The organism is Herbaspirillum sp. WKF16 (assembly GCF_028993615.1).
Taxonomy (GTDB): Bacteria; Pseudomonadota; Gammaproteobacteria; order Burkholderiales; family Burkholderiaceae_D; genus Herbaspirillum.
In genome coordinates, this window is sequence record NZ_CP118632.1 from 1,199,607 (window position 1) to 1,225,821 (window position 26,215).

Annotated in this window: 22 protein-coding genes; 12 read left to right on the forward strand and 10 right to left on the reverse strand. The window is 65.3% G+C overall.

Translation table 11 applies throughout. The features are described from left to right. Positions 1 to 51: 51 nt before the first annotated feature. On the forward strand, positions 52 to 621 hold the full coding sequence (locus Herbaro_RS05370; protein WP_275012801.1) for a TetR/AcrR family transcriptional regulator: 570 nt from the start codon (positions 52 to 54) through the stop codon (positions 619 to 621). Between the two features lie 9 nt (positions 622 to 630). Here the strand turns inward: Herbaro_RS05370 and Herbaro_RS05375 are convergent, their stop codons facing one another. After that, positions 631 to 1,584: a LysR family transcriptional regulator gene (locus tag Herbaro_RS05375; RefSeq protein WP_275012802.1), complete on the reverse strand. Its 954-nt coding sequence runs from the start codon at positions 1,582 to 1,584 to the stop codon at positions 631 to 633. A 120-nt stretch (positions 1,585 to 1,704) separates the two neighbouring features. Here Herbaro_RS05375 and Herbaro_RS05380 point away from each other — a divergent pair, with 120 nt between their 5' ends. From Herbaro_RS05380 to Herbaro_RS05410, 7 genes are all read left to right on the forward strand, one after another. Next, positions 1,705 to 3,144 carry an NAD-dependent succinate-semialdehyde dehydrogenase gene (locus Herbaro_RS05380; RefSeq protein ID WP_275012803.1) on the forward strand — a complete coding sequence of 480 codons (1,440 nt, stop codon included), beginning with the start codon at positions 1,705 to 1,707 and terminating at the stop codon, positions 3,142 to 3,144. A gap of 22 nt (positions 3,145 to 3,166) precedes the next feature. Further along, positions 3,167 to 3,499: a carboxymuconolactone decarboxylase family protein gene (locus Herbaro_RS05385; RefSeq protein WP_275012804.1), complete on the forward strand. Its 333-nt coding sequence runs from the start codon at positions 3,167 to 3,169 to the stop codon at positions 3,497 to 3,499. 63 nt (positions 3,500 to 3,562) lie between these two features. Beyond that, on the forward strand, positions 3,563 to 4,543 hold the full coding sequence (locus Herbaro_RS05390) for an NAD(P)H-quinone oxidoreductase (protein WP_275012805.1): 981 nt from the start codon (positions 3,563 to 3,565) through the stop codon (positions 4,541 to 4,543). Positions 4,544 to 4,812: 269 nt separating this feature from the next. Continuing rightward, the gene (locus Herbaro_RS05395) at positions 4,813 to 5,124 is read left to right on the forward strand and encodes a hypothetical protein (protein WP_275012806.1); all 312 of its coding nucleotides are present in this window, start codon (positions 4,813 to 4,815) and stop codon (positions 5,122 to 5,124) included. A 334-nt stretch (positions 5,125 to 5,458) separates the two neighbouring features. Next, positions 5,459 to 5,719 (forward strand): translation initiation factor IF-1, encoded by a 261-nt coding sequence (gene infA, locus Herbaro_RS05400; RefSeq protein ID WP_275012807.1) that lies wholly within the window; start codon positions 5,459 to 5,461, stop codon positions 5,717 to 5,719. A gap of 63 nt (positions 5,720 to 5,782) precedes the next feature. Then, complete coding sequence (locus tag Herbaro_RS05405) at positions 5,783 to 6,025, forward strand: hypothetical protein (protein ID WP_275012808.1); 243 nt, start codon at positions 5,783 to 5,785, stop codon at positions 6,023 to 6,025. Between the two features lie 237 nt (positions 6,026 to 6,262). After that, positions 6,263 to 6,997, forward strand: a complete 735-nt coding sequence (locus tag Herbaro_RS05410; RefSeq protein WP_275012809.1) for a DUF2076 domain-containing protein — start codon at positions 6,263 to 6,265, stop codon at positions 6,995 to 6,997. Between the two features lie 69 nt (positions 6,998 to 7,066). Here the strand turns inward: Herbaro_RS05410 and Herbaro_RS05415 are convergent, their stop codons facing one another. The 3 genes from Herbaro_RS05415 to Herbaro_RS05425 all read right to left on the reverse strand — a co-directional run bounded on the left by Herbaro_RS05415 (position 7,067) and on the right by Herbaro_RS05425 (position 11,149). Beyond that, positions 7,067 to 9,544 carry a TonB-dependent siderophore receptor gene (locus Herbaro_RS05415; protein WP_275012810.1) on the reverse strand — a complete coding sequence of 826 codons (2,478 nt, stop codon included), beginning with the start codon at positions 9,542 to 9,544 and terminating at the stop codon, positions 7,067 to 7,069. 128 nt (positions 9,545 to 9,672) lie between these two features. Then, positions 9,673 to 10,641 (reverse strand): FecR family protein, encoded by a 969-nt coding sequence (locus tag Herbaro_RS05420; protein ID WP_275012811.1) that lies wholly within the window; start codon positions 10,639 to 10,641, stop codon positions 9,673 to 9,675. A 4-nt stretch (positions 10,642 to 10,645) separates the two neighbouring features. Continuing rightward, a complete protein-coding gene (locus Herbaro_RS05425) occupies positions 10,646 to 11,149 on the reverse strand; it encodes a sigma-70 family RNA polymerase sigma factor (RefSeq protein WP_275012812.1) in 504 nt (167 codons plus the stop codon). A 275-nt stretch (positions 11,150 to 11,424) separates the two neighbouring features. On the opposite strand from Herbaro_RS05425, the gene Herbaro_RS05430 reads away from it, so the two are divergent. From Herbaro_RS05430 to Herbaro_RS05445, 4 genes are all read left to right on the forward strand, one after another. Then, positions 11,425 to 12,963, forward strand: a complete 1,539-nt coding sequence (locus Herbaro_RS05430; RefSeq protein ID WP_275013966.1) for a methyl-accepting chemotaxis protein — start codon at positions 11,425 to 11,427, stop codon at positions 12,961 to 12,963. 653 nt (positions 12,964 to 13,616) lie between these two features. After that, positions 13,617 to 15,305 carry an aspartate-alanine antiporter gene (aspT, locus tag Herbaro_RS05435; RefSeq protein WP_275012813.1) on the forward strand — a complete coding sequence of 563 codons (1,689 nt, stop codon included), beginning with the start codon at positions 13,617 to 13,619 and terminating at the stop codon, positions 15,303 to 15,305. A gap of 77 nt (positions 15,306 to 15,382) precedes the next feature. Beyond that, positions 15,383 to 17,038 carry a bifunctional aspartate transaminase/aspartate 4-decarboxylase gene (locus Herbaro_RS05440; protein ID WP_275012814.1) on the forward strand — a complete coding sequence of 552 codons (1,656 nt, stop codon included), beginning with the start codon at positions 15,383 to 15,385 and terminating at the stop codon, positions 17,036 to 17,038. A gap of 140 nt (positions 17,039 to 17,178) precedes the next feature. Next, a complete protein-coding gene (locus Herbaro_RS05445; RefSeq protein ID WP_275012815.1) occupies positions 17,179 to 17,568 on the forward strand; it encodes a DUF1090 family protein in 390 nt (129 codons plus the stop codon). Between the two features lie 111 nt (positions 17,569 to 17,679). Here the strand turns inward: Herbaro_RS05445 and Herbaro_RS05450 are convergent, their stop codons facing one another. The 6 genes from Herbaro_RS05450 to Herbaro_RS05475 all read right to left on the reverse strand — a co-directional run bounded on the left by Herbaro_RS05450 (position 17,680) and on the right by Herbaro_RS05475 (position 26,076). Further along, a complete protein-coding gene (locus tag Herbaro_RS05450) occupies positions 17,680 to 19,209 on the reverse strand; it encodes an FAD-dependent monooxygenase (RefSeq protein WP_275012816.1) in 1,530 nt (509 codons plus the stop codon). 232 nt (positions 19,210 to 19,441) lie between these two features. Then, positions 19,442 to 20,572, reverse strand: a complete 1,131-nt coding sequence (locus Herbaro_RS05455; RefSeq protein WP_275012817.1) for a PepSY-associated TM helix domain-containing protein — start codon at positions 20,570 to 20,572, stop codon at positions 19,442 to 19,444. 29 nt (positions 20,573 to 20,601) lie between these two features. Continuing rightward, a complete protein-coding gene (locus tag Herbaro_RS05460; RefSeq protein WP_275012818.1) occupies positions 20,602 to 23,082 on the reverse strand; it encodes a TonB-dependent receptor in 2,481 nt (826 codons plus the stop codon). 241 nt (positions 23,083 to 23,323) lie between these two features. Further along, the gene (locus Herbaro_RS05465) at positions 23,324 to 24,334 is read right to left on the reverse strand and encodes a FecR domain-containing protein (RefSeq protein ID WP_275012819.1); all 1,011 of its coding nucleotides are present in this window, start codon (positions 24,332 to 24,334) and stop codon (positions 23,324 to 23,326) included. A 6-nt stretch (positions 24,335 to 24,340) separates the two neighbouring features. Beyond that, positions 24,341 to 24,895, reverse strand: a complete 555-nt coding sequence (locus tag Herbaro_RS05470; protein ID WP_275012820.1) for a sigma-70 family RNA polymerase sigma factor — start codon at positions 24,893 to 24,895, stop codon at positions 24,341 to 24,343. Between the two features lie 263 nt (positions 24,896 to 25,158). Next, positions 25,159 to 26,076 (reverse strand): alpha/beta fold hydrolase, encoded by a 918-nt coding sequence (locus Herbaro_RS05475; RefSeq protein ID WP_275012821.1) that lies wholly within the window; start codon positions 26,074 to 26,076, stop codon positions 25,159 to 25,161. Positions 26,077 to 26,215 lie beyond the last annotated feature (139 nt).

Sequence of the window (26,215 nt, forward strand, 5' to 3'; positions counted from 1 at the left end):
AAGGGAGTAGAATCGCGCTGTCAACAACTATCTATCGATAGAGAGATTTTTATGAGCGCCGCTGATACCCGTGAAAATATAATGAGCGCCGCCCGCAAGACGGTGCAGGCGCGAGGCTACAACGCCTTGAGCTTCAGGGACCTGGCTGCGGAAGTCGGCATCAAGAGCGCAAGCGTGCACTACCATTTCCCCACCAAGGGCGATTTGGGCGCTGCCCTGGCGCGCCGCTATTCGGAAGACGGGAGCGGATTCCTGGCCGCGATCAAGACTGGCAGCAAGAGCGCGCGCGCCGCCATGCAGCAGTACACCGATATCTTCCGGTCGGCGCTGGTGGACGACAACCGGATGTGCCTTTGCGGAATCATGTCCGCTGAACACGACGACCTGCCGGAAGAAGTGCGGGTGGAGATCAATCGCTTCAATCAGATGAATATCGCCTGGTTGAGCGAGTTGCTTGCCGGCGGAAGCAATGACGCCAGGCAGCTTAAGCAGGTCAGAAATCGGGCGCTGGCCGTTTTCGCCGCGATCGAAGGCGCCCAGCTCATTGCCCGCGGGCAGGGAGACATCGCCGTCTACGATCAGATCATCGAAGGCTATCGCCAAGCGGGCCTGTTTCCCTGACTCCCGCTTTCACTCCGGCCAAGTCTCGCCTGAGTGTTCCTGCCCGCCGGGCGCCCATGTCGGCGGATGCCCGATCAGGCCGCGCAGGGCGTCCAGAAAGACGGTGACGCGGGCAGGGGGCTGCCGCAGCGCGCGCAGGGCGTGGATGCCGGTCGAGGCGCGCGCTTGCGCCGACCATTCGGGGAACAGCTGCAGCAGCTGGCCCTCCTTGACGTCGGGGCCGACTACCCAATCGGGAAGATAGCCGATGCCCAGCCCCTCCAGCGCGGCCAGGCGCATCGCCTCGAAGTCGTCGCAGGCGAAGACGGGTTGCGCGCTCGCCGCGCGCGCCGGCTGTCCCAGCACATCGGCCCATCCCAGCAAGTCCGCGCCATGCAGCTTGTCGATCAGGCGATGGGCGGCGAGCTGGTCCAGCCGCGCCGGCATGCCCGCCTGTGCAATATAGGCCGGGCTGGCGCACAGGATGCGGGTCTGGGTGGCGATGCGCGCGCCGATGAGCGTGCTGTCGGCCATGTCGCCGATGCGGATGACCAGGTCCAGGCGCTCGGCCACGGGGTCGGCAATCCTTTCCGTCAAATCCAGTTCCAGCCGCACGTCGGGATAGCGGCGCGCCAGCTCGCCCATCACCGGCAGCACATAGCGCTTGCCGAAGGTGGGGAAGCACGCCACGCGCAGGATCCCGGTCACCGCGCCCTTCATCGACGCCAGCTCCTGCTGCGCGTCTTCCAGCGAATCCAGGATCTGCCTTGCCCGCACCAGCAACGCCTCGCCCGCATCGGTGAGCGTGAGCAGCCGGGTGGAGCGCAAGAACAGCGGCGTATCGAGATACGCCTCCAGCATATCGATCTGCCGGCCTATCGAGGACGGCGTCCTGCCGCGGCGCCGGCCTGCGCCGGAAAAGCTGCCTTCGCGCGCGACGTCGGCGAACACGCCCAGGAACTCCGCGAATTTCTCTGATTGCATCTGTGCATTCCTTGCATAGCCGTTGTGGGCAGGAGCCGTCTTATCGGCGACGGCGCCCGGTCTTAATCTTCTTCCTGTCGTAAGCCAAGACCTTACCGAATTCACCCGAGGAAGAACATCATGCCAACGTATAAGTACGACCCCCTTTACCTGTTCATCGACGGCGCGTGGCTGGAAGCCGGCAGCCGGGACACCGCTGCCGTCGTCAACCCGGCAACCGGCGCCGCCCTGGGCCGCCTCCCGCTGGCCACGGCGGCCGACCTGGAGCAGGCCCTGGCGACGGCGCAGGCCGCCTTCGACGTTTGGCGCCATACCGTGCCCGAGCAGCGCGCCCGCATCCTGAAGAACGCCGCCAACCTGATGCGCGAACGCGCCGGGCATATCGCCGTGCAGATGACCCTGGAAGAGGGCAAGCCGCTGGGCGAAAGCCGCGACGAAGTGCTGCGCGCGGCCGACTACTTCGAGTGGTTCGCGGAGGAAGCGCGCCGCATCGACGGCCGCGTCGTCCCCGCCAACCGGCCGGGAGTGCAGCAGCTGGTCAAGCGCCAGGCCATCGGCCCGGTCGCCGCCTTCACGCCCTGGAATTTCCCCGCCATCACGCCTGCCCGCAAATTGTCCGCCGCCTTGGCGGCAGGCTGCAGCGTCATCCTGAAGCCGGGCGAGGAGAGCCCGGCGACGGCCCTGGCGCTGGCCCGTTGCCTGGACGATGCTGGCTTGCCCAAGGGCGTGCTGCAGGTGGTCTTCGGCGTGCCCGACATGGTGTCGTCGCAGTTGATCGCCTCGCCCATTATCCGCAAGGTCGCCTTTACCGGCTCCGTGCCCGTCGGGCGGCTGCTGTCCGAGCGCGCCGCGGCCGGCGTCAAGCCGATCACGCTGGAGCTCGGCGGACACGGTCCGGTCCTGGTGTTCGAGGACGCCGATATCGACGCCGCGGCCGCCGGCGGCGCCGCCAACCGTTTTCGCGGCACCGGCCAGATCTGCATCTCATCTACCCGCTTCCTCATCCAGCGCGGCGCCTACCGCCGCTTTGCCGAGCAGTTCGTGGCAGCTACCGGCAAGCTGGTGATCGGCGACGGCATGGCGCCCGACACCCAGGTCGGTCCGCTGGCCAATCCGCGCCAGCTGGCCAAGATGGAGGCGCTGGTGGCGGATGCCGTCGAGCAGGGCGCGAAGGTGCTCGCCGGCGGCAGGCGCATCGACGGCCCCGGCTATTTCTTCGAACCGACCGTGCTCGCGGACGTTCCGATGAGCGCCCGCATCATGCACGAGGAACCGTTCGGCCCCATCGCCGTCCTGCGTCCCTTCGACACCATCGAAGACGGCCTGGCCGAGGCCAACCGCCTGCCTTATGCGCTGTCGGCCTACGCCTTTACCCGCGACGCGCGCACCGCCATCGATGTCGGCGACGGGCTGGAGGCCGGCATGATCGGCATCAACCAGTACCGCATCGTCGCCACCGAACTGCCCTTCGGCGGCATGAAGGAAAGCGGTCACGGTTCCGAAGGCGGCACCGAGGGCATCGGCCATTACCTGAGCAACAAGTTCATCAGCCAAGCCTGATTCCACACCGAAAGGAAAGATCATGAAGCCCATCGATTTCACCAGCCCCCGCGCCGCCGCGCGCCCGTTCACGCCCAAGCTTTCCGACTTCGTCGAAGAGCCGCTGTATTCCGAAGTCTGGCAAGACCGGGACCTGGCGCCGCGCGACCGCAGCCTCATCACGATCGCCTGCCTCATCGCGCTCAATCACGCCAACGAACTGCCGGCCCACCTGCGTCGCGGCCTGCAGAACGGCCTGACCAAGACCGAGCTCAGCGCCGCCATTACCCACCTGGCGTTCTACGCCGGCTTCCCCGCGGCGATCACCGCGTCGGCCTATGCCAATGCCGCCTTCGCCGAAGACGGCGCGGCCTGAACAGATGCCGCCGCGCCGACGACGCGGCGGCCGACCACATCCAACAAGACAAAAGGAACATCCATGAAAGCCATCACCTTCGATCAATTCGGCGCCGCCGACGTGCTGCATATCGGCGAAGTCGCGGAGCCGACGCTGCGCCCGCACGACCTCCTGGTGCGCACCCGCGCGGCCGGCGTCAACCGCGCCGACCTCACTCATCGCCGCGGCGGCTACGGCTGGCCGGACTTCGGCGACTCCACCATCATGGGCCTGGAGATAGCGGGCGACGTCATCGCCGTCGGCGAGCAAGTTCAGGGCTATGCGGTCGGCGACCGCGTCATGGGCATCGTCGGCGGCGGCGCCTACGCGGAGGTCTCCCGCATCGACTACCGCATGGCCATGCCGATTCCCGGGGAGATGGATTACATCCATGCCGCCGCCATCACCGAGGTCTTCGTGACGGCGCACGAGGCCTTGATCCACCTGGGCAACTTGCAGGCCGGCGAGAGCGTGCTGGTGCACGCGGGCGCAGGCGGTGTCGGCGGCGCCGCAGTCCAGTTGGCCCATGCCGTGGGCGCGACGGTATACACCACCGCCCAGTCCGGCGCGCATGGGCTGGTGCACAGCATGGGCGCCGATCACGCCATCGACTATGAGAAGGAGGATTTCTCGGAGGCGATCGCCAGGCTGACCGGCAATCGCGGCGTGAACCTGATCCTGGATTTCATCGGCGCGCCGTACTTCGAGCGCAACGTCAATTCGCTCGATTTCGGCGGGCGCCTGGTGCAGATCGGCATCATGGGCGGCATCGCCAACGCGAAGATTCCGCTGGACCGCTTGTTGTACCGTCACCTGAAGATCATCGGCACGGTCATGAAGTCGCGTTCGCAAGAGGTGAAGCACGCCATGTCGGCCCGCTTCAAGGAGCGCTGGCTGTCGCGCTTCGGGCCGGATGGGCTCAATCCCGTGATCGACAGCGTGTTTCCTCTGGCCGAGGCCGGCGCCGCGCAACAGCGCATGGAGGATGGCCTGAACGTGGGCAAGATCGTGCTGGTCACCTGAACGTCCCGGTTTCCCCGATGCAAGCGGCGCCGCGAAGGCGCCGCTTCGCTATCGCGTCAAACCGATCGATAGGAAAATATGCGCCGCCATTCCGGTTTGCAGGGCGAAAAGAAGAGTACTGTAGGCCACATTCTTTTGCGCACCGGATCTGCCGCTGTTGTACTTCCTTGCCGGTTCGCCCCTTCATCCCGATTCCGACTCCTCCTGCGATCTTCGAGTCTCTCAGTGTGAGGCGCTTGAACACTGCTGTCATTTCCATGGGGAGCATCATGAGCAAAGTGCATCGTCTGCGCGCCGGCCCTCGCGGCGCGGCGTCGACGGATTTCCTGCCGACAGGCCGCCTGTCCGAGGGTGAAGCTTCCGGCAAACCGCCGATTGAGGAGAGTGACGTGAAGTCAAATGCTGACAAGCGATTTAGCCAGGACGAAATCGCCCACGCGATTGAGCATCATCTGCGTGAGCATGGCGACAAAGGCATTGCGCATTCCGGCGAGGCGATCTCTTCTGCCATCGGCGCCAAGGCGGTGGCCTTCCGTGAAAAGAAAGCCCTGTGGCCGCGCCGGAAGGTGCCGGCGCCCTGACCTGCGGATCCGGCAGGGCGGATAGCCGTGATGGAACAAATGCTTAGGCGAATGCGCCAATGGTGTGTATAGTGGCCCACGTCTTCCTGGTCATTGGAAGCTTCTGGCCCGTCTCGCCTGCATTGCCTGTTCCGGCAATGTCTGTCTGATTCCAGTCATTCCCTTTCTTCGATTTTCAGATGCAGTTCTTCGGCCGCTTCGCCAGGAGAAGCGGCTGCACACGTCCGTCCTCTTGTTCATTCAGGGAGACGTCATGGCCGGCCCTCGCCGCGAACCCGATAAGCGGTCCCGGCGCGCCGCCTGAAGGCCACGTCACATCCACCATGGAGGCAACTTGCCTAAAGAAGAACTCATTGAAATGCAGGGGAAAGTCAGCGAAATCTTGCCGGATGCGCGTTTCAGGGTAGACCTCGATAACGGCCATACGCTGATTGCGTACACGGCAGGCCGCATGCGTAAAAACTTCATCAAGATCCTGGCCGGCGACAAGGTCACGCTTGAACTGTCTCCCTATGACCTGAGCAAGGGACGCATCACTTTCCGCCATATCGAAAACCGCACGCCGGGCACGCGCAAGTTTCCTCGTCGCCGATGAGGGCTGCGGATAGCATGCAGCGCCCCGGCTCCGGCTTTTTCGGCGCTATTGGAGTGCAATGAGATGCCGACGATACGGGGATCATTTCGACGCCTGGAAGCGCCGAGCGATGTCTTCTATCTCGAGATTCACTATCAGATGGGCTCCCCCGTCACATGGGATGTGACGGTCACGGGCGGCAGCCGGAGCATCGAGCCGATGCAGGGCCTGCTGGCCGGGCAGCGCGAATCCGAGGTGTTTGTGCGCGATGCGGTGATCGCCGCGGTCAGGGAGCGGATCCAGGCGGCCATCGTCCAGCAGGGATAGGACGGAGCGCGAAGACTGCGGGCGAACTGACGCAACATTGGGAAAAGCCGCCTGCGGGCGGCTTTTCCTCGTCTGGATGCGCAGCGGGATTCGGTCGTGTTACAAGCTGTTTCGAACTTTGCCGCCGCGGACACAAAGGCGGCGCCCGTTCACGCGCATAATCCAATCCGAGGCGGTCGAAGAGGGCCGCATGACCTCGTGTTAGTCGTTGTGCAATACAGCCGGGAGCCAAGCATCATGAGTCCGCAAGAAACACAAGCGCTGCAAGATTTTCTCCAACAACTGACGCAGGTGCGCGGCGTCGCCAAGGATGTCCAGGCCGAATCGATGATCGCCGCCGCCGTCGCGCAGCAGCCGGATGCCGCCTACCTGCTGGTGCAGCGGGCGCTGTTGATGGAGCAGGCGCTGAAGGCCGCCAATGCCCAGGTCGCATCGCTGCAGAACCAGGTGCAGGCCTTGCAGCCCGCCGCCGCGCCCACGCCGGGTTTTCTCGACGGCAATGCCTGGGGCCATGCGCCGGCGTCGCCTTCGCCTGTGCGCAGCGCTCCCGGCCTTGCGCCGGTTCCGGCCTATGCGGCGGCTCCGGTGCAAGCAGCTGCGCAATACCCGGCGGCTGCGGCGCCGTCGTCGGGTTTCCTTGGCGGCGGCATGGGCGGTATGGGCGGCATGCTGGGTACGGTCGCCGCCACTGCCGCCGGCGTGGCGGGCGGCGCGTTCCTGTACCAGGGAATCGAACACCTGATCAATGGCAACACTGGCAGCAACGGCAGCGGCTCGGGATCCGCGCATCAGAACGGGTTGAGCGCGCCGGTGGAGAACGTCGAGAACACCACCGTCAACAACTACTACGCCAGCGATGCCGCCAGGACGCCGGCTGCGGCCGGCGACGACGCGGCATCGGGCAACGATCTTGCGGATCTCTCCGACATCGATCTCGGCGACAGCGGCGGCTTCGACGATTCCACGGCGTGATTGCGCTACATGACCGCTCCATGAAAAAAGCCTGCGTCTGCAGGCTTTTTTCATGCTGGCCAATGCGTATCAGAACGCATACTTCATCGTCAGCAGGACATTGCGCGGATCCCCGTACATCCCGGTGCCGTAGGAGCCCAGTCCGGGCATGTAGGTCTTGTCGAGCAGGTTGTTGATGTGGAGCGTGGCGGAGAGCTTGCGGCTGAACTCATAGTGCGCCATCAGGCCGACCACGGCATAGGACGGCTGGTCGGCGCGGTAGTAGGGCGCCGACGATTGCTGGAAGTAGGTGTCGCTTTGCCAGGTGAGGTTACCGCCCACGGTCCAGCGCGACCAGTCGTCCGGCAGGCGGTAGCTGGTGCCGAGCTTGAACAGGTGCTTGGGCTGGTTGGTGTTGACCGCGCTGAGCACGGCGTCGGGCTGGGCCGGCGCCGAGGAGGTGCGGAAGGTGTAGCCGGCGAACAGGTTCCAGGCGGGCGTGATGCTGCCGGACAGTTCCATCTCGACGCCGCGGCTGGTGACGCCCGAGATGGGCACATAGATTTCCTCGCCGGTGGCCGGGTTCACGTCCACGTATTGCGGCGCGTTGTTCTGGCGGATATGGAACAGGGCCAGGCTGGCGTTGAGCTTGCGATCCAGCAGCTCGGCCTTGATGCCCACTTCGTGGGCGCGGCCGGTCAGCGGCGGCAGGGCGCCGCCGCCGGCATCCTTGTAATAGGTCTGGGGATTGAAGATGTCGGTCACGCTGGCGTAGGCCGACCATTGCTTGTTGATGTCGTAGACCACCCCGGCATAGGGCGTGATCTTGCGCTTGACGTGCAGGTCGTTGGCCACGGTGGTGAGGCCGGTGTCCACGGCGGTGGATTTGTCGAGCAGGTCGTACCAGCTGGCGCGCGCGCCGAGGATGACCGAGAGCGCATCGGTCGGGCGCAGGCGGGTGGCCAGCGAGAGGCCCTTTTCGACGATGCGGATCTTCCAGTCCTCATACTTCTCGGCGGCGGGGCGCGCGACGTTGCCGTTCCATGCGAAGTAATTGTCGATGGCGGTGAAGGTCGTGTTGTAGTTCTGCGCATCGCGGTTCTGTCGCGAATAGTTCGCGCCCACGCTCAGGTCGTGCGTGCGGCCCAGCAGCGGGAAGTTGCCGGTGAGCGTGGCGCTGAACGCATCGGTCTGGGCCTGCGACGGATTGGTGCCGGACAGCATGCTGATGCCGGCGCCGGTGGCGCGGTCGACCGTGCCGTAGTAGGTGGTGCCGAAGACCGCGTCGCGCCGCTGCGAGAGATGGCTGGCCGCCAGGTCGATCTTCCAGCCGCCGCCGATATCGTGCTTCAGCGTCGCGAACACGTTGCTGCTGCTGTTGTTCCAATACGCCCAGCGCGCGGCCGGGTTCCATGAACGCGGGAAATTGGTGGGCGAACCGTCGCTGTAGAACAGCGGTATGTGGCCGAAGGAGGCGCCGTCGGCGCGCGTTTCCATATAGTCCACACCAAGGCTCAGCAACGTGTGCGGCGTCAGGTCGGCTTCGACGATGGCATAGGCGTTGCGGGTGTCGCGGCTGTAGTGGTCGGTGAAGGAATCCGAATTCTGCCCGGCCGCCACGACGCGGCCGCGCACCGTGCCGGCCTCGTTGATCGGCGTGGAGACGTCCGCCACCAGGCGCCGGCGTCCCCAGGAGCCGGCGCCGGCTTCCACCGAGGCCGCGAACTCGCGCGCGGGTTTCTTGCGCACCAGGTTCACCACCGCCGACGGGTAGCCCGCGCCCGTCAGCAGGCCGGTGGCGCCGCGCACGATTTCCACGCGGTCGTAGATCGCGCTGTCGGCCAGCGAGGTCGTATATTGATTGGCGGCGTCCATGGTATTGGGGATGCCGTCGAACTGGAAATTCTCGATTTGGTAGCCGCGCGAGTAGAAGGTGAAGCGCTCGCTGTCGTTGCGGCCCACGGTAATGCCGGTAGTCTTTTCCAGCACCTCGGAGACGTTGGTCAGCGCCTGGTCGTCCATCTGCTGGCGGGTGATGACGGTGACCGACTGCGGCGTTTCACGCAGGGACAGGCCCATTCTGGTGGCGGTGGCGCTGGGGCCGGTGGCGGTGTAGCTGCCGCTGCCTTCGGTCGCGCTGCCTTCGCCTTGCGCCGTCACGGTGACGGCCGGCAGGGAGGACTGGTCGCGCCGGGCCTGCAATGCGTAGCTGCCATCGCCGAGCTCCTGCAGCACATAGCCGCTGCCGCCCAGCAGGCGCGCGAATCCGCCCTTCACCGAGTAGTTGCCTTGCAGCCCGGGGCTGGTCTGGCCGGCCAGCGTTGTCGCATCGAAGGAGAGCCGCACGCCCGACTGCGCGGCGAATTGCACCAGCGCCTCGCCCAGCGACCCCGCCTCGATGCGGTAGCTGCGGCTGGCCTCGCTGCCGGCGGCGGCGCTTTGCGCCCGGGCCGCCGGCGCGGCAACGGCGACGGCCATGCCGAGCAGCGCGGCATGAATGGCGAGGGTGAGCGGGGAAAAACGCGGTCTGTTCTGCTGAACCTTCTGGTGCATCGGCTTGCTGGTCATGATCCTTCTCTTCATTTCGTCGCGAATTCGGCCCATCGCTGGCGCCGGCAGGCGAGGCATTCTTGCCTCTTCAACCGGTACATCGAACGAAACGGAAAAAGGTATCAGCGCCGTGAAGGATTTTTGTGTCAGGCCGGCTCCACCGTGAGCCAGTAGCGGGTGCGCTGCCGGACCCGCACCGGCAGCGTGCGCGCCATCATGGCCAGGCTGGCGTCGATGTCGTCCAGCGGGAACACGCCGGAAATGCGCAGGCCGGCGATATCCGGATCGCAACGCAGCCAGCCTCGCCGGTAACGCGCCAGCTCGGCGACGAAGCGGCCGACCGGCATGTCTTGCACCGCCAGCATGCCTTGCTGCCAGGAGGCGAGCGTCGGCGCGGCCTTGCCGACTGACTGTCGCAGGCCGTCGGCGCCGAACCGGGCCTGCTGTCCGGCGTCCAGACGGGTGGCGTCGATGCCGCCGTGCGGTTGCACTTCCACCGCATGCTCGAAGACGGCGACCAGGGTGTCATCGTCATCCAGGCGCACGCTGAAGCGCGTGCCCAGGGCGCGGATGTTTGCCTGCGGGGTTTGCACGATGAATGGGCGGTAGACCGGCGCATGCTCGCGGGCCGTCGTCACCAGGATTTCCCCGGCCACGAGGTGGAGGCGGCGCTCGCCGGCGGAAAATGCGACCTTCACGGCGCTGCCGGTATTGAGCGCAAGCTGCGATCCATCGGGCAGCGCGACGGTCTTGCGCTCGCCGGTGGCGGTGCTGAAATCGGCGCTCCAGCTATCCCAGGGCAACTGGCGCCATCCGGCCCACACCACGGGCGCGGCCAGCATGGTCAGTCCCAGCCGGCGCAGCGCGCGGCGGCGATCCTGGCGGCCCAGCGTGTCGAGCACATCGTGGCCCGCACGGGCAGGCAGCCGGCCGAAGGCATGCAGCACGCTTTGCGCGCGCGCCCAGGCCGCGGCGTGGGAGGCGCTGCGCGCCTGCCACTGCTCCAGCAGCAACTGCTCGGCGGCCGTCCAGCTGCCCGACTGCATGCGCACCAGCCAGTCGGCGGCTTCCGTCAGCAAGATGGTGTCGGGTTGGTTGGATTCGCTTGCCATCATGCAATCACAAGGTCTGCATGCAGGCCACGAACGCATCCCGCATGTGGCGCTTGACGGTGATCAGGCTCACGCCGGTGGCCTCGGCGACCTGCTGGTAGGTCAGGCCCTCCAGCTGGGCCATGAGAAAGATCCTGCGGGTCTTGGCGCCCAGCTTGAACAGCATGGCGTCGCAGACCGCGATCGCTTCCTGGATCAGCAGGCGGGTTTCCTCGGAGGGCACCTGCGGCTGCGGCAGGTGCGCGATCGATTCGAGATAAGCCCGCTCGATCTCGCGCCGGCGCCAGTGGTCGATCACCACCTTCTTCGCCACGTCGGTCAGGAAGGCGCGCGGCTCGTCGCCCAGCGACAGCAGGCGCTGGCTGTTCATCACGCGCAGGAAGGTGTCGTGGGCGAGGTCGGCGGCATCGAAGGAGTTGCCGAGCTTCTTGCGCAGCCATGCGTGCAGCCAACCGTGATAGGCGCAATACAGCGACTCGATTCTTTCCTGTGCGGCAAGCGTGGCGGACATGCGCCCTCCCTTTGGGCGATAGAATATTAATAAGAATTATTCTCATCAAAATACCCGATGGCGCATTTTTTTGCAAATGCGCCCGCGCCCCGAAGCGCGGCGGCAGGCCTTCCGGTTGCCGCGCGGCATCGATGCAAAACATTCATCATCGGCAAACGAAGGGTTTTTCCCTCCTGATAGGCGGATGGATCATGTCGTCGTCTGATTAACATCCTGATGCGAGCAGGCTCACCGCCTGCATGACTGAAGACAGACGAAATGGATATATGAAAAATATGCGAATTGGCCCGCGCCTGGCGCTTGGATTTTCGGCAGTGCTGGTTCTCTTGCTGCTGATGACGGTGATCGGCGTCTGGCGCCTGCAGGATATCGGCGGGCGCACCTCGGACATGATTGCAGGCGACCTGGTGAAGGAGCGGCTGGCCGTCGAGTGGGCCGGGAACATCGAGGCCAACGGCATTCGCACGGTGGCGCTCGTCAAGTCGCCGGTAGCGGCCGACCAGCAATACTTCAAGGAGCAGCTCGACGCCACGGTGTCGGGCACCAGCGCCTTGCAGAAGAAGCTCGACGAGATGATCGGATCGGAAGAAGGGCGCCAGCTCTTCAACGCCGTGCTCGCGCAACGCAAGGTCTACAGCGCCGCGCGCGACGAGGTCTTCAGCCAGAAAAAAGCCGGCGACGAGCAGGCCGCGCTGGCCGGACTGGAGTCGAAGCTGCTCCCGGCGATGAAGGAGTACACGGCGCGCGTCAAGGCCCTGGTCGCCTACCAGCAGCGCCTGATCAACAACAGCGCGACGATCGTCGATGACCAGTATCGCTCGGGGCGCGTCATCCTGATCGCAGTGGGCGCCCTGGCGCTGCTCCTGGGGATCGTCATTTCGTGGCGTCTTTCCGAGGGCATTACCCGTCCCCTGTCGCATGCCGTGCAAGCCACCGCCGCGGTGGCCGCCGGCAATCTGGCCACGCGCGTGGTGGTTGATCGGGAAGATGAAATCGGGCAGCTGCTGACCGGCTTGCAGGGCATGACCCAGAACCTGCGCAATACGGTGCGCGAGGTGCTGACGGGATCGGAAACGATTGCAACGGCGTCGACCGAGATTGCCAGCGGCAACCTCGATCTCTCCTCCCGCACCGAGGAGCAGGCGAGTTCGCTGGAAGAGACCGCCTCCGCGCTCGAGCAGCTGACATCGACCGTGCAGCAGAATGCCGAGAACGCCCGGGTCGCCAACCAGCTGGCGGCATCCGCGTCCGGCGTGGCGGTGGACGGCGGCGCGGTGGTGGGGCAGGTGGTCGATACCATGCAGGCCATCAGCGCCTCGTCCAATCGCATTGTCGACATCATCGGCGTCATCGACGGCATCGCTTTCCAGACCAACATCCTCGCGCTCAACGCCGCGGTGGAGGCGGCCCGCGCCGGCGAACAGGGGCGCGGCTTCGCGGTGGTCGCCTCCGAAGTGCGCAGCCTGGCGCAGCGCTCCGCTTCCGCCGCCAAGGAAATCAAGACGCTCATCGACGATTCGGTCAACCAGGTGGCATCCGGCAGCAAGCTGGTGGAGCAGGCCGGAAGAACCATGACGGAGGTGGTCAGCAGCGTCAAGCGCGTGAGCGATCTGGTGGCCGAGATCAGTGCCGCGACCCAGGAGCAGAGCACCGGCATCAACGAAGTGAACCGCGCCGTGACCCAGATGGACCAGGTCACGCAGCAGAACGCCGCACTGGTGGAGGAAGCCGCCGCGGCTGCCGACGCCCTGCAAGGCCAGGCAACGCACCTGAAGCAACTGGTCAGCACGTTCACGCTGGACGACGGTCGTTGATGGCGGCGATAGTCGCCGACGCCGACCCAAAAATAGCCCGAGCTGATCGGGCTTTTTTTGTGTGGCCGGTCGCATCCGCTTGCGGCATCTCCATGCTTGATGCGTCGAGAGGGATTTCGTAGTCGAGCAAGTTTATTGACGTATTTTATTTTTTCGCGCATCCTGAGCGCAAATAGCCAAACGGCAACATTCTGAGCAAGCGCTCAGTCAGCGGTCTCAACTTTCAGCCCCTAGCAAATAGAAGCATCGATACCCGGCGCGCCAGCGCCGGCATCGCGTGATCAACTCCTCGTCATGGGGCCTCTATGCTTAATGCTGTTGCCGTTCCGTCGACGGCAATTCCAGAAGTTGCTCTCTTCGCGTCATGGGCCATCGGCCACGGCGTGGGGAAAACCGGGTCCGGCCCGGCGGCGTGCGTGGCGTGTGCGGCGCGCCGGCGATCGGGCAAGCGGGCGCGTCGCTCGTCCCTCAGCCCTCATCCCAAGACAGTCTTCCTTGCGCTGTTCATCTTCGCGCCCGGCTTCGCCGGCGGGCCGCAGTCCTTCTCCAACCTGAACGCCAGACGCATGCGCCTGGACGCCGTGCATGCGCCATCGCCGCTTGCCTCGGGCAACGACGGATCAACATTTTCCTTGTACTGAAAGGTGGTAATCATGCAATGGCTACACCAGTTGTTCGCCCGATCTCCGGAGATTGCGCTGTTCCTGTCGCTGGCGGCCGGCTACTACATCGGCAAGATCCAGTTCGGAAAATTCCAGCTCGGCGGTGTCGCGGGTTCGCTGCTGGTGGCCGTGCTGGTGAGCCAGGTGGGCGTGAGCGTCGATCCCGGCGTCAAGTCGGTGCTTTTTGCGCTCTTCATTTATGCCGTCGGCTATGAGAGCGGCCCCCAGTTCTTCAATTCCCTGGGCAAGCAATCCATCCGCGAAATCATCCTTGCCGCTGTGCTCGCCGCCAGCGGGCTGGCGACGGTGGTCGTCATGGCAAAGCTGTTCGGCCTCGACAAGGGGCTGGCCGCAGGCGTTGCCGCAGGCGGCCTGACCCAGTCCGCCATCATCGGCACGGCGGGCGATGCCATCACCAAGCTCGGGCTGGCAGCCGATGAGGTCAAGCGCCTGCAGGGCAATGTCGCCGTCGGCTATGCGGTGACCTATGTCTTCGGCTCGTTCGGCGCCATCCTGGTGTGCGTCAACCTGCTGCCCCGGCTGATGGGACGCAGCATCAAGGAAGACGCCGTGCGCGCCGAGGCGGCCATGCAGCAGGGCGTGCAAGTCCTGGCGCCCGGCCAGCAGGCCGCCGCGCCGGAGCTGGTCGGCCGCATCTACCAGCTCGGCGACCATGCCGATCTCACCATCGGCCAGCTGGAGCGGGAGCATGCGGCCCACGGCATCACCATCGAGCGCGTCAAGCGCGGCGGCAAGATCATCGAAGTCGCCCCCGAGTTGCCGCTGCAAGCCGGCGACATCGTGCTGGCCGTCGGCCGCCGCCAGGCGATGGTCGATGTGGTGCCGGTGTTCAGCAAGGAGCTGTATGGCGTCGAGGGCATGGAGCTGACGATGGAGCGCCGCGACGTCGTGCTGTCCAACAAGGAGTATCACAACCGCACGGTCGGCGACATTCGCGCCAACACGAGCCTGCAGGTGCGCCATGGCATTTATGTCGTGCAGCTGGTGCGCATGGGGAAGGTCTTGCCGTTGCAGGAGAAGACGGTGGTCCAGGTCGGCGACGTGGTCTCCGTCTTCGGTTCGGAGCAGGACGTCAAGCGCGTCTCTTCGCTGATCGGCTACGTGATCGTGCCCAGCGCCAAGACCGACTTCGTCTATCTCGGCGCCGGCCTGGTGGTGGGCTTGCTGGTCGGCCTGCTGACTGCGCGCATCGGCGCCATCCCGCTGACGCTGGGCAGCGGCGGCGGCGCCTTGCTGTCGGGCCTGCTGTTCGGCTGGCTGCGCGCCAAGCGCCAGACCTTCGGCGCCATGCCCGGCGGCGCCGTGCAGATCCTGAAGGATCTCGGACTGGCCGGCTTCGTGGTGGTGGTCGGCCTGTCGTCCGGTCTGCAGGCGGTGCAGACCGTGAGGGAGCAAGGCCTGACCCTGTTCGGGGTCGGCGTGGTGGTGACCGTGCTGCCGCTGCTGCTCACCATGCTGTTCGGCCGCTACATCCTGCGCTACGACAACACGGCCGTGTTCGCCGGCGCGCTGACCGGCTCGCGCAGCGCCAACCCGGCCTTCGGCGAAGTGCTCGACAAGGCCGAGAACTCGATTCCCACCGTTCCCTTCGCCATCACCTATGCCCTGGCCAATGTCTTCCTGACCTTGCTGGGGCCGCTGATCGTGGCGCTGGTCTAACGGCCGGGCGCGTGCGGTTCAACCTGGATTTCTTCGCCGCTGGCACAGGGCATTGTTTTCAATAAAGGAGTAGCACCATGGATTTCAGCGACCCAGAGAAGCTTGCCCTGTTAAGCCCCTTCGAACTCAAGGACGCCCTGATACAGACCGCGCTCAAGGGCAACAAACTGATGCTCAATGCCGGCCGCGGCAATCCCAATTTCCTGGCCACCAAGCCGCGCCACGGCTTCTTCCAGTTCGGCCTGTTTGCGATGAGCGAAGCCGAGCGCTCCTATGTCTACATGGACGGCGTCGGCGGTTTCCCGCAGCGCGACGGCATCGAGGCCCGCTTCGAGCTGTTTGCCAAGAACAATGCCGGCGTGCCCGGCGTGCGCTTCATCGAGGCCGCCGTTTCCTATGTGCGCGACCAGCTGGGGATGTCGGCGGGCGACTTCATCTACGAGATGTGCGAAGCCATCCTCGGCTGCAACTATCCGGTGCCGGACCGCATGCTGCGCATGACCGAGCGCATCGTCGGCAACTATCTGCACAAGGAGATGATCGGCACCTATCCCTTCGTCGGCCATTTCGACATGTACGCGGTCGAGGGCGGAACCGCCGCCATGACCTACCTGTTCGCCAGCCTCAAGGCCAACCATGTCATCAAGGAAGGCGACACGATCGCCCTGGGCATGCCGATCTTCACGCCCTATATCGAGATCCCGCACCTGGCCGAATTCAATCTCGTCGAACTGGCCATCGACGCGCCGCAATCCAACAACTGGCAATACACCAAGAAGGAGCTCGACAAGCTGTTCGACCCCAAGGTCAAGGCCTTCTTCCTCGTCAACCCGAGCAATCCGCCCTCGGTCAAGATCGACGACAAGACCCTGGCCTACATCGCCGAGATCGTCAAGAAACGGCCGGACCTGATCATCCTCACCGACGATGTCTACGCCACCTTCGCCGACAACTTCACCTCGCTGTTCGCGATCTGCCCGTACAACACCATCCTGGTGTATTCGTTCTCCAAGTACTTCGGCGCCACCGGCTGGCGCATGGGTGTGGTCGCCACGCACAAGAACAACGTCATCGACGAACTGATTGGCAGGCTGCCGGAGAAGACCGCGCTCCAGCTCGACGAGCGCTACAGCTCCATCACCACCGCGCCGCGTTCGATCAAGTTCATCGACCGCCTGGTGGCCGACAGCCGCACCGTCGCGCTCAACCATACGGCCGGATTGTCGACGCCGATCCAAGCGCAGATGAGCCTGTTCTCGCTGTTCTCGCTGATGGACGAAGCCGGCAGCTACAAGGCCGAGATGAAGCGCATCGTCCTGCGCCGCAAGGAGGCCCTGTACCGCGAGCTCGGCCTGCCCATGCCTTACGACGCCAATTCGGTGCGCTACTATCACCTGCTCGACCTGGAGTCGCTGGCCGCCCAGATGCACGGCGAGGATTTTTCCAAATGGCTGCTCAAGCGCCTCAAGCCCAATGAGGCGCTGTTCCGCCTGGCGGAGGAAACCGGCGTCATCCTGCTCCCCGGCCGGGGCTTCGGCGCGGCCCATCCTTCAGGCCGGGTGTCGCTGGCCAATCTCAACGAGTACGACTATGCCAACATCGGCCGCGCCATCAGGAAGATGGCGTCCGAGTACTTCGTCTTGTTCGAGCAGGAGAAGGGCGGCGGCAAGGCGAAGGCAGCGCGGACGGGCAAGCCTGCCAAGGGCGCCAAGCCGGCCAAGGCCAGGAAGTAGCCGCCGAGGGACTGCGCGCCAGGCCTGGGTCCGGTATGCAAACGGATCCCCGGCCGGCGGCAGAAGACGCTATAGTTGGCGTGGGCCAATCAGGCTTGATCCGACGATAGTTCATCCGCATTTCACAACTGGAGCGGCCGATGCATAAAATTTCTTCTTGCGCGCTGGCCATGATCCTCGGCACGGCCGCCGCCTGCGCATCCGCGCAGAGCGCCGGCCTGACGGGATGCGCGGCGAAAAAAGCCGACGTGCAAACGCAACTGGAGCAGGCGCGGGCGCATGGCAACAAGGCCCAGGAGGCCAAGCTCAAGATCGCGCAGAAACAGCTGGCGTCCAACTGCACCGATGAGGGCTTGCGCCGCGAGCGGGAAGCCGACGTGAAAAAGAAAGAGGAAAAGCTCGCCGCGCGCCAGGCCGACCTGGAAAAAGCCAAGGCCAAGGGCAAGCCCAAGAAAATCGCCCAGCAGGAAAAGAAGGTGCAGGACGCCGAGGCTGAACTGAAGGATGCGCGCGAAAAGCTTGATCAATGACCTGACCTGACCTGACGGGACGTGGAACAGGAAAAGGCCCTCGACAGAGGGCTTTTCTTATTTCGGTCTGAAGCCTGCGACAACGGCATGAGGGCGCAGGCGGCGAGGCCCTCAGGCCGCGCCGAACCAGCGCGAGGCGGCGCGCTGGAGCTCGGCCCGGTCGGCGATGCCGGAGCCGGCCCAGGCGACGATGCCGTCCGGGCGCACCAGCAGGGCGCCGAGGCCGAGTTTTGCGCCGATGCCGGCGTCGCCGCCCAGGTAGGCGATGCGGCCGTGCCGGCGACGGCTCCATGCCTGCAGTTGCGCGTCGCCTGTGAAGTCCAGCAGCAGGCCATTGCCGTTGCGCAGATGTTGGCCCAGGCGGCTGGCGTCTGCCAATTCGACGTCGGGGGCGCTGCGGCCGACCAGGTCGTGTCCGGCGCCGAGCTCGTAGCGCAGCGACAGGCCCCAGATGCGGCCGGCGAAATAGGTGGTGCCGTCGCCGGTCTCGATCAGCTCGCGCATGATGGCGGCCAGGGCGCGCGAACCTGGGCCGGGGCGCATCAGCGCGACCTGCGCGCGCGACCAGTCGAGCACCTGCGCGCCCACCGGATGCCGTTCGGCGCAGTAGCTGTCGAGCAGGCCGTCGGGCGCCTCGCCGCGCACCGTGGCCGCCAGCTTCCAGCCCAGGTTCATGGCGTCGCCCAGGCCGAGATTGAGGCCTTGCCCGCCCAGCGGCGAATGGACGTGGGCGGCGTCGCCGGCGAGCAGCACGCGTCCCTGGCGATAGGTCGTGGCCTGGAAGGCGCGGTCGGTCCAGGTCGCGGCCAGTTCCAGCCGGGTCACGCGGGCATCGGCGCCCGACACGCGCCGCAAGACCGATTCGATGTGCTGCGGCGTGATCGGTCCGCTGCGGTGGAAGGCGCCGCCGTCGAAGTCGGCCATGGCCAGAACGCCCGAGCGCTCGTAGGTGTACATGCCGGTTGCGGTGTGGTGCCGGCCCGGCGCCAGCAGGCCCGGGTCGGCCAGTTCGACCTGCGCCGAATAGCCGGTGAACTCAGGCTCGGTGCCGGTGAAACCGAAGCCGCAGGATTTGCGCACGGTGCTGCGTCCGCCGTCGCAGCCCACCAGCCAGCGCGCGCGCAGGCTGACGTCGCGCGTCCGCACGCGCACTTCGTGCGCGGATTGCTCTACCTGCTCCACTGCGACGCCGCGCCGGATCTCCGCGCCCAGTTCGGCCGCGCGCGCGGCGAGGACGCTTTCGAGATGGGCCAGGTCGGTGGCCATATGGGGCGCGCAGGGTCCGGGTACGCGGTAGGGCCAGTGCGCTTGATCCACCCGGTCGAGGTAGAACTGCATGCCGGCGAAATGGCCGCCGGCGGCGCGCGGCTGGCGGCTCCAGTGGGCGCTGGCGGCAGCGGGATCGCGCTGCGCCTGTCGCGCCGCGACGGCCTCCAGCAGGCCGCGCCGGTACAGGGCTTCGACGGAAGGCGAGGACAGGCCGCGCATGCCGAACGGCAGGCGCTTCAACGGCGAATCCGGGTGCGGCGCTTGTTCCAGCACCAGCACCGAGAGATCGGCCAGGCGCAGCTCGCACGCGAGAAACAGGCCGACCGGACCGGCGCCGGCGATGATGACGTCATGGGGGGATGTGTCGTGCATAAAGACTCCGAGATCATGTGGTCGTTCGACCAGGACGGTTCGTTGTCTTGAGAACCGCGCCGACGAACGGAAAGCGCCGCAAGGGCGCGATGTTCGTCGTGGGACTCATGCACGGGCAGGGCATGGACAGAGCTTCCGCTTGCGGAAGGACCTGGGCTGGACCACACCAAGTCTGCCTTTTTCGACGTGCGTACTATAACCATGCTTGCCGTCGGGTGCAAGCGGACGTGTCTCAGCGCGGCTTGCGCGCATGCGCATGTTCGCCGGCCGAGCGGCGCCGCAGATTCCAGAGCAGCAGGCCGCTGCACAGGATCGTGATGGCAGCGAGGTCCAGGATCACCCACAGGATCTTCAGGGGAAGCCCGCCGTAGTCACCGAAGTGCAGCGGGCGTGAAACCTGCAGGGCGGTTAGGTACCAGGGCAGGCGCGCCATCGCCGCCAACCGTCCGGTCTGGGCGTCCACCAGCAGCGGTTGCAGGATGCGCGAGGTCAGGGGAGTGTCGCCCTTGGTCCAGATCAGATAATGGCGCGGGCTACCCAATTGAGCATCGGGGAAGCGGATGCTGCGCACCGATTTGCCCGGCATGGCTTGCAAGGCCGTCTGATAGGCGTCTTGCACCGAACTCAGGCCAGACGGTGCGTGAGCATTCTTGTGCGCCGCCATCAGGCCGTTCATCTCGGTGTTGCGCCAGATGTCATAGAGAGGCGTCGAGAGCTGGTTCAGGATTCCGGTCAGTCCGACCACCAGCATCCAGGTCACGGTGGCGATCCCGAGCAGATTGTGCAGATCCAGCCACTTGAGGCGGGCGGACTTGTCGGCGCGCAGGACACCGAAGCGCTGGTTCTTCATGAACGGGCCGTACAGCGCGACACCCGAGACGGTCGCCGCCACGAACAGCAAGGCCATGCCCGCCAGGAACAGCTCACCGAAGATGCCCGCGAACCAGTCGGTGTGCAGCTTGAACATCAGGCCCAGCCAGAGCGGGGAGGTATGCTCGCCCGACTTGAGCGCCCTGATCAGGGCGCCGCTGCGCGCATCGAAACGCACTACGTGGTCCAACTTGCGCTGCGCCGAATACGATGGCGCCAGCCCGAACCAGATCTCCGGTTTGTCGTCCTCGATGCTGAGCCAGCGCACCGTCTGGCCGGGAAACGCACCCTGCGGCCCGGTCGCGGCCAGCACCAGGCGATCCAGGTTTGCCATCGGCGCGGCGTCGGAGATATCGGCCGCCGGCGGATCTCCGCGCCAATGCTCGCTGATCTCGTCGATGAAGATCAGCGGCAGCCCGGTGATGCACACCACCAGCAGGAACAGCGTGCATGCCAGGCTGCTCCATTTGTGCAACCAGTACCACTTTTGCATCGACCAGGCCAAGTCTCGCTCCCGCAAGCTTAGAGATCGACGCTGGCCGACAGCGAGAAGGTGCGCGGACGGCTCTGGATCAGGAAGCCCTGTCCGCCGACCCAGTAGCTCTTGTCGGTGAGGTTCTCGACATTGAAGCGCAACGCCGTCGGATGTCCGCCAATCATCGTTTTGTAGCGCAGGCCGGCGTCATAGCGGATCGAACCAGGGATGGCTTGCAGGTTGCCGGCGTCGATGTATTCCCGGCCGGTATAAAGGGTGCGCCCGCTCACAGTGAAGCCCGGCGCGAAATCCCATTCCGCGCCGAGGTTGGCTTGCACCTCCGCCGCACCTTGCACGCGCTTGCCGTTGTTGGCGCCGTTGGCGGTATTGACCTGGCGCGCATCGGTCAGGACCAATCCGCCCAGCAGGCGCACATTGCGGGCCACCTCGCCGTAGGTGTTGAGCTCGATGCCCTCGGTGCGCTGCCTGCCGTCGATGGTGTAGATCGCTCCATTGGCCTGGGCGTTGGGCGTACTGATCTGATAGGCATTGAGGGTGGTGAGGAATCCGCCGAAATCGTATTTGGCGCCGATCTCGAACTGCCGGGAAACGTAAGGCGCGAACACCTGGCCGGCATTGGTGTAGCCGGCGCCGACGGTGGCGCCGGGCTGCAGGCCTTCGATGTAGTTGGTGTACAGCGACAGATTGTTCGTCGGACGCAGCGTCAAGCCGGTGGCGTAGGTGAGCCTGCCCTTGTCGTAGCGCCCGGTCAGCGCCTGCGATGCCTCATCGTAGCTCTTGGTGGCAACATTCTGCTGGCGCAGGCCGACGGTCCATTGCAGCTTGTCGTCGAGTACCGAGAGCGTGTCCGACAGCGCCAAGCCGGTCAGGTTGGTGTCGCCGGTCTTGTGGACGTTGTTGGCGTCGCGCAGTCCGGCGATACTGGGCTGGTTGAAGTACACCGGGTTGTAGATATTGGAGGCGGTCACGCCGAGGTCGTTGAGCGCGATGCCGTTGGTGACGGCGATCTGGGACGCAACCACCGACCAGCCGTGCTTGACTGCGCCGGTGCGCAAGCTTCCGCGCAGGCCCGCTTCTGCGCTCCAGGAGTTGCGGTACAGCGGCCAGTACACGGTACGCCGCGCAATGGCGCCGTTGGACGAGGTCAGGAAGGTATTGGCGAACAACTCCTCTTCCGTCATCTTCGAACCGCCTATCGCGACGTAGGCCGTGACAGCGGGCGAGATGTCGTATTCGCCGCGCAGGGTGGCGAACCTGGTTTTGGAATTGTCGTAGGTCCAGGTGTTTTGCCAGTTTCTGGCGCTGTCGGCGGGCGGCGGCGGGATCTGGAAGGTATTGGTGAGCAGGTAGGTGGTGCGGGCCGGCGACTGATTGTCGTTCTCGCGATAGCCGAAGTTGCTGGAGATGCGCGCGTCGCGACCGCGCCAGTCCAGGGCGACGGTGGCGGTGGTGACCTTGCGCGACTGCCTGTCGACCGGAAGGTCGCCGTCGCGGTATGCGGCGTTGACGCGGATGCCGAACTGATTGTCTGCGCCGAAGCGTCGGCTCAGGTCGACCGCGCCGCCGATCTGGCTATCGGAGATCCAGCTGAAGGTGAGCCGGGTCAGAGGGGTTTCCAGCGCTTTTTTCGGCACCTGGTTGATCATCGCACCGACGCCGCCGCTGGGGCCCAGGCCGTTGAGGAGGGCATTGGCGCCGATTAGCACGTCGATGCGCTCCAGCGATTCGATGCCCGGTGTGCCTATTCCGTACAGGCCGTCATAGCCGATGTCGAGTTGGGAAACCTTGTTGCCGCGCACGAAATAGTCGGTCGAGCCATCGTTGTCCGGATAGATGATGCGCACCGAGGGATTGTTTGCCAGCACGTCGGAGACCGACTTGGCCTGCTGATCGAGGATCAGGTCGGACGTGTAGCTGACGGTGTTGAACGGCGTGTCCATAACGTCCTTGTTGCCCAGCATGCCGACCCTGCCGCCGCGGGCCACTTGGCCGCCCGCATACGGCGCGGGCAGGGCGCCTTTGGCGGCAATGTCGCCGGCGGTGTCGCGCTGCGCCGACACCGCCACTACGGGCAGCGAACCGCCGTCCGTGCGCTGCGCTTCCGGGCTGGCGCGCAGGCCGTAACCGCCGTCGCCCAATTTCACCGCCTGCAGGCCGGTGCCGGCCAGCAGTGCCTCCAATGCCTGGCTGACGGTGAAGTCGCCCTTGAGGCCGGGACTGCTTTTTTCCCTGGCCAGGCTGCTGTCGCCGGCCAGGAAAATGCCCGCATCAGAAGAGAATCGATTGAGCGCCGTTTGCAGCGGGCCGGCCGGTATGTCGTAGTGGCGCAGCTCGGCGGCAGCGGTCTGGGCATAGACCGTGGGGATGAACGCGGCGGCGCCCAAGGTGCCCGCCAAGGCCAGGTGGATGGCCATCACCATCGGCCTGAACCTGGGCTGCTTGGAATAGATGTGATTTGCGGTCGACGGTTGGGGGCGATTCGGCATTGGGGCATTGATGCGGGACATGGCTGATCCTTCTCCAAAAATAGCGGTGGAATGACGAGTTCCTCATTTCCCGACATGGATTGGCTGCCCGCCTCATGGCGCCCAGGTGGCTATCGCTCGATGATATGGTTCCCTCTCGCCTGGTAAATCAAGCGAGCGGGAAAAAAGCGGAACCATCTTTACAAATTTTCTTTTGAAAAAATGGATGCAGGAAGCTGCGAAGCATCACATCGTCTCCGCGCGTCGGCGCTGGTGAGGGGGGTTATGGCTGCGCCTGGCTGCCGTTTGCCGCCGTGAGGGTGGCCCACCAGGGCAAGGGACGCCGGATGCGCAGGTGGGCGGCATGGGCCACCAGTTCCAGGCTCTTGTCGATGTCGTTGAGGGGGAAGGTGCCGAAGACCCGGCGTGCGGCGACGTCGGCATCCAGCCCGATGTGCTGCATGGTGTAGCGGCGCAGCTCCGCAACCAGTTCTCCCAGCGGGACATCGGCCGCGACCAGGCTGCCGCGGCTCCACGCCTGACGTGCCTCGTCCACCCGGCTGACGGGCTCGATGCCCTCGGGCCGGAAGCGCGCCTGCTGTCCTGCGCCGATCACCGACACGGCGTCGCTTGCGGCGGTACGAATCTCCACGCTGCCTTGGTAGACCGCCAGCAGCACCGCATCGCTCTCTTGCCTGAGGGTAAAGCGCGTACCCAGCGCGCGCAGCCGGCCGGCCGGGGTATCGACGACGAACGGTCGGGCCGCATCGTGCGCGGTAGCGATCAGGATTTCACCCTTGAGTAGGTCAAGCCTGCGCAGGTCGGCGCGGTAGTCGCGGTTGAACGCGCTGGCGGTATTGAGCCACACGTGCGTGCCGTCGGGTAGGGCGACTTCGCGGATTTCACCCACGCCGGTGTGGTAGTCGGCCGTCCATGCCAGCGCCGCATCGGCCAACGGCGTATGGCGCCAGGCGAGCCAGCCGGCGGTGCCGGCGCCCATCAGCACCAGTAGGGCGGAAAGAGAGCGTCGCCGACGCCGGATGCGTTCGTTGGCGGCCTGAATGTTGTCGGCCGCCAGGCGGGGATCGGCGGTGCCTTGCACCGGTGCCACCATGCGTTGGCTAACGGCCTCCACGTAGCTCCAGGCTTGGCGGTGGAGGGGGCTGGCCTGCAGCCAGGCACGCCAGCGGGCGTGGTCGGCCGGATTCGCTTCGCCCGAGATCAACAAGGCAAACCAGTCGGCCGCCTGCTCGAGGATGGCATCCGGAAGCACCGGTTCGGACGCAACTGTCATGCGGGACTAGGCCGACGCGCGCGCGGCCAGTTCGATGGTTGTCTGCGCGGCATGCGAGCGCAGGCAGCACAGCATCGCTTGCGAGACGTACTTGCGCACCATGCGCGTGGACACGCCGATCTCGTCGGCCACTTCCTGCGCCGTCATGTCGCAGACGGCGGACAGCAGGAAGGCGGCGGCCGCCTTGGACGGCAGCTCCAGCAGGATGCTGCTGATTTCCAGCAGTGCCTCGAGCACGATGGCCTGATGCTCGGCCGAGGGGGCGAGATCTGCCGACTGGGCGGCTAGAGTATCGAGCCAGGCCTGCTCGATTTCGCGCCGGCGCCACAGGTTGATGCACATACCCTGGGCCATCGTGCGCAGATAGGCGCGCGTTTCAGCAAAGTTGGCGAATCCGCGCGAGGCGGGTTTGACGATCAGGCGCAGGAATGCTTCCTGGGCGAGGTCGGCAGCGTCGCCCGTATCGCCCAGTCGCAGGCGCAGCCATCCCTGCAGCCAGCCATGATGGTCGCGATAAAGGGTCTCCACGGGAGGAGTGATCGGGTAGCTAGGATTGGACACGGATGATCACCACACGGCGACGCAGGGCTGCAAGGAACTGCGTCATCGGTCAGTGGCCTAAATGAGAATGAATGTCATTATTTGCCAAAGATCCGTCTGGATGCAACAAACATCGGCAGGTTTGCTCGATAAGCAACGTTCGCCACGCGCTGCCCGATGCAGAAAATACATCGGATTTTCCAAGGGGAAACGCTGGGGGTGAGGTGAAGGCGGAGCATGGATGCCGGTCCGCCTGTCATCAGGCGGACCGGCCAAGGAGACGCTTACTGCAGGAATTTCTCGATGACGGCCATGGTCGCTTCCGGCTGTTCTTCCATCAGCCAGTGGCCGGAGTCCGGGATCACCGCGCCCTGGACATTGCTTGCCGCGGGACGGATCACGGTTTCCATCATCGTGCCGAAGGACTTGCCGCCGCCGACGGCCAGCACCGGCATGGTCAGCGGGCCCTTGGCCAGGTAGGCCTGGTTGTCGATGGCATCCTGGTCGAAGGCGTGGAACTGCTCGAAGCCGGAATGCATCGCGCCCGGCAGGGCGTAGAACTTGGCGTAGTGGCGGCGCGAGGCTTCGTCGAAGCGCTTGGGATCGGCCGAGAACTCATTCCAGAAACGATCCAGGTAAATCCGCTCGCGACCTTTGACCAGGCGTTCCATGTCCGGGCCGCCGAAACGGAAATGCCACAGCAGGGGATTCTTCAGCACTTCTTCCCACGGACCGACGCCGGGCACCGGCGCATCCATCAGCACCAGTTTCGTGACGCGTTCGGGCTGTTCCGCCGTGAAGGCGTAGGCCACCATGTTGCCGATGTCATGCGCCACCACATCGACCTTGCCGATCTTGAGCGTGTCCAGCACGCCGGCGATGTCGACCGCCTGGTTTTTCTTCTCGAAACCGCCGGCCGGATGATCCGACAGGCCCATGCCGCGCAGGTCCGGCACGATCACGGTATGGCTGGCGGCCAGCCTGGCCGCCAGCGGCGCCCACATGTCGCCGGTTTCGCCGTAGCCGTGCAGCATCAGCACCGCCGGGCCGTGGCCGCCGACCCGCACGTGCAGGCGCGTACCGTTGGTGGCGATCATCTGGGTCTTGAAGCCGGCCGGGAAGGTGAACGCCTTGGTCGCGGCGCTGGAGGAGAAGGGAAGCAGAGAGGCAAGGACGAGCAGCAACGCAAATATCATTCGCATGTGAACCCCCGTGGATGGATAGGCCCGGATGGGCCGACTGGCGGATACTGGCACAGATCGCCGCCTTGCAGCATGCGGTTGCGGAAGTTTTTTCGGCGTGGCGGCAGGGCTTGCCGAATCGGCAATTTTGTCGCTACGC

What these genes read in the sequence shown, in the direction of transcription:
- Herbaro_RS05425 (WP_275012812.1), bottom strand. Translation starts at nt 11,149, where the DNA reads ATGTCCGCCACGCTTGCCGCACAGGAAAGAATCGAGTCGCTGTATTGC.
- Herbaro_RS05445 (WP_275012815.1), top strand. Translation starts at nt 17,179, where the DNA reads ATGCATAAAATTTCTTCTTGCGCGCTGGCCATGATCCTCGGCACGGCC.
- Herbaro_RS05375 (WP_275012802.1), bottom strand. Translation starts at nt 1,584, where the DNA reads ATGCAATCAGAGAAATTCGCGGAGTTCCTGGGCGTGTTCGCCGACGTC.
- Herbaro_RS05405 (WP_275012808.1), top strand. Translation starts at nt 5,783, where the DNA reads ATGCCGACGATACGGGGATCATTTCGACGCCTGGAAGCGCCGAGCGAT.
- Herbaro_RS05465 (WP_275012819.1), bottom strand. Translation starts at nt 24,334, where the DNA reads ATGACAGTTGCGTCCGAACCGGTGCTTCCGGATGCCATCCTCGAGCAG.
- Herbaro_RS05415 (WP_275012810.1), bottom strand. Translation starts at nt 9,544, where the DNA reads ATGACCAGCAAGCCGATGCACCAGAAGGTTCAGCAGAACAGACCGCGT.
- Herbaro_RS05370 (WP_275012801.1), top strand. Translation starts at nt 52, where the DNA reads ATGAGCGCCGCTGATACCCGTGAAAATATAATGAGCGCCGCCCGCAAG.
- aspT (WP_275012813.1), top strand. Translation starts at nt 13,617, where the DNA reads ATGCAATGGCTACACCAGTTGTTCGCCCGATCTCCGGAGATTGCGCTG.
- Herbaro_RS05420 (WP_275012811.1), bottom strand. Translation starts at nt 10,641, where the DNA reads ATGATGGCAAGCGAATCCAACCAACCCGACACCATCTTGCTGACGGAA.
- Herbaro_RS05455 (WP_275012817.1), bottom strand. Translation starts at nt 20,572, where the DNA reads ATGCAAAAGTGGTACTGGTTGCACAAATGGAGCAGCCTGGCATGCACG.
- Herbaro_RS05410 (WP_275012809.1), top strand. Translation starts at nt 6,263, where the DNA reads ATGAGTCCGCAAGAAACACAAGCGCTGCAAGATTTTCTCCAACAACTG.
- Herbaro_RS05385 (WP_275012804.1), top strand. Translation starts at nt 3,167, where the DNA reads ATGAAGCCCATCGATTTCACCAGCCCCCGCGCCGCCGCGCGCCCGTTC.
- Herbaro_RS05390 (WP_275012805.1), top strand. Translation starts at nt 3,563, where the DNA reads ATGAAAGCCATCACCTTCGATCAATTCGGCGCCGCCGACGTGCTGCAT.
- Herbaro_RS05450 (WP_275012816.1), bottom strand. Translation starts at nt 19,209, where the DNA reads ATGCACGACACATCCCCCCATGACGTCATCATCGCCGGCGCCGGTCCG.
- Herbaro_RS05475 (WP_275012821.1), bottom strand. Translation starts at nt 26,076, where the DNA reads ATGCGAATGATATTTGCGTTGCTGCTCGTCCTTGCCTCTCTGCTTCCC.
- Herbaro_RS05430 (WP_275013966.1), top strand. Translation starts at nt 11,425, where the DNA reads ATGCGAATTGGCCCGCGCCTGGCGCTTGGATTTTCGGCAGTGCTGGTT.
- Herbaro_RS05380 (WP_275012803.1), top strand. Translation starts at nt 1,705, where the DNA reads ATGCCAACGTATAAGTACGACCCCCTTTACCTGTTCATCGACGGCGCG.
- Herbaro_RS05395 (WP_275012806.1), top strand. Translation starts at nt 4,813, where the DNA reads ATGAGCAAAGTGCATCGTCTGCGCGCCGGCCCTCGCGGCGCGGCGTCG.
- Herbaro_RS05440 (WP_275012814.1), top strand. Translation starts at nt 15,383, where the DNA reads ATGGATTTCAGCGACCCAGAGAAGCTTGCCCTGTTAAGCCCCTTCGAA.
- Herbaro_RS05460 (WP_275012818.1), bottom strand. Translation starts at nt 23,082, where the DNA reads ATGTCCCGCATCAATGCCCCAATGCCGAATCGCCCCCAACCGTCGACC.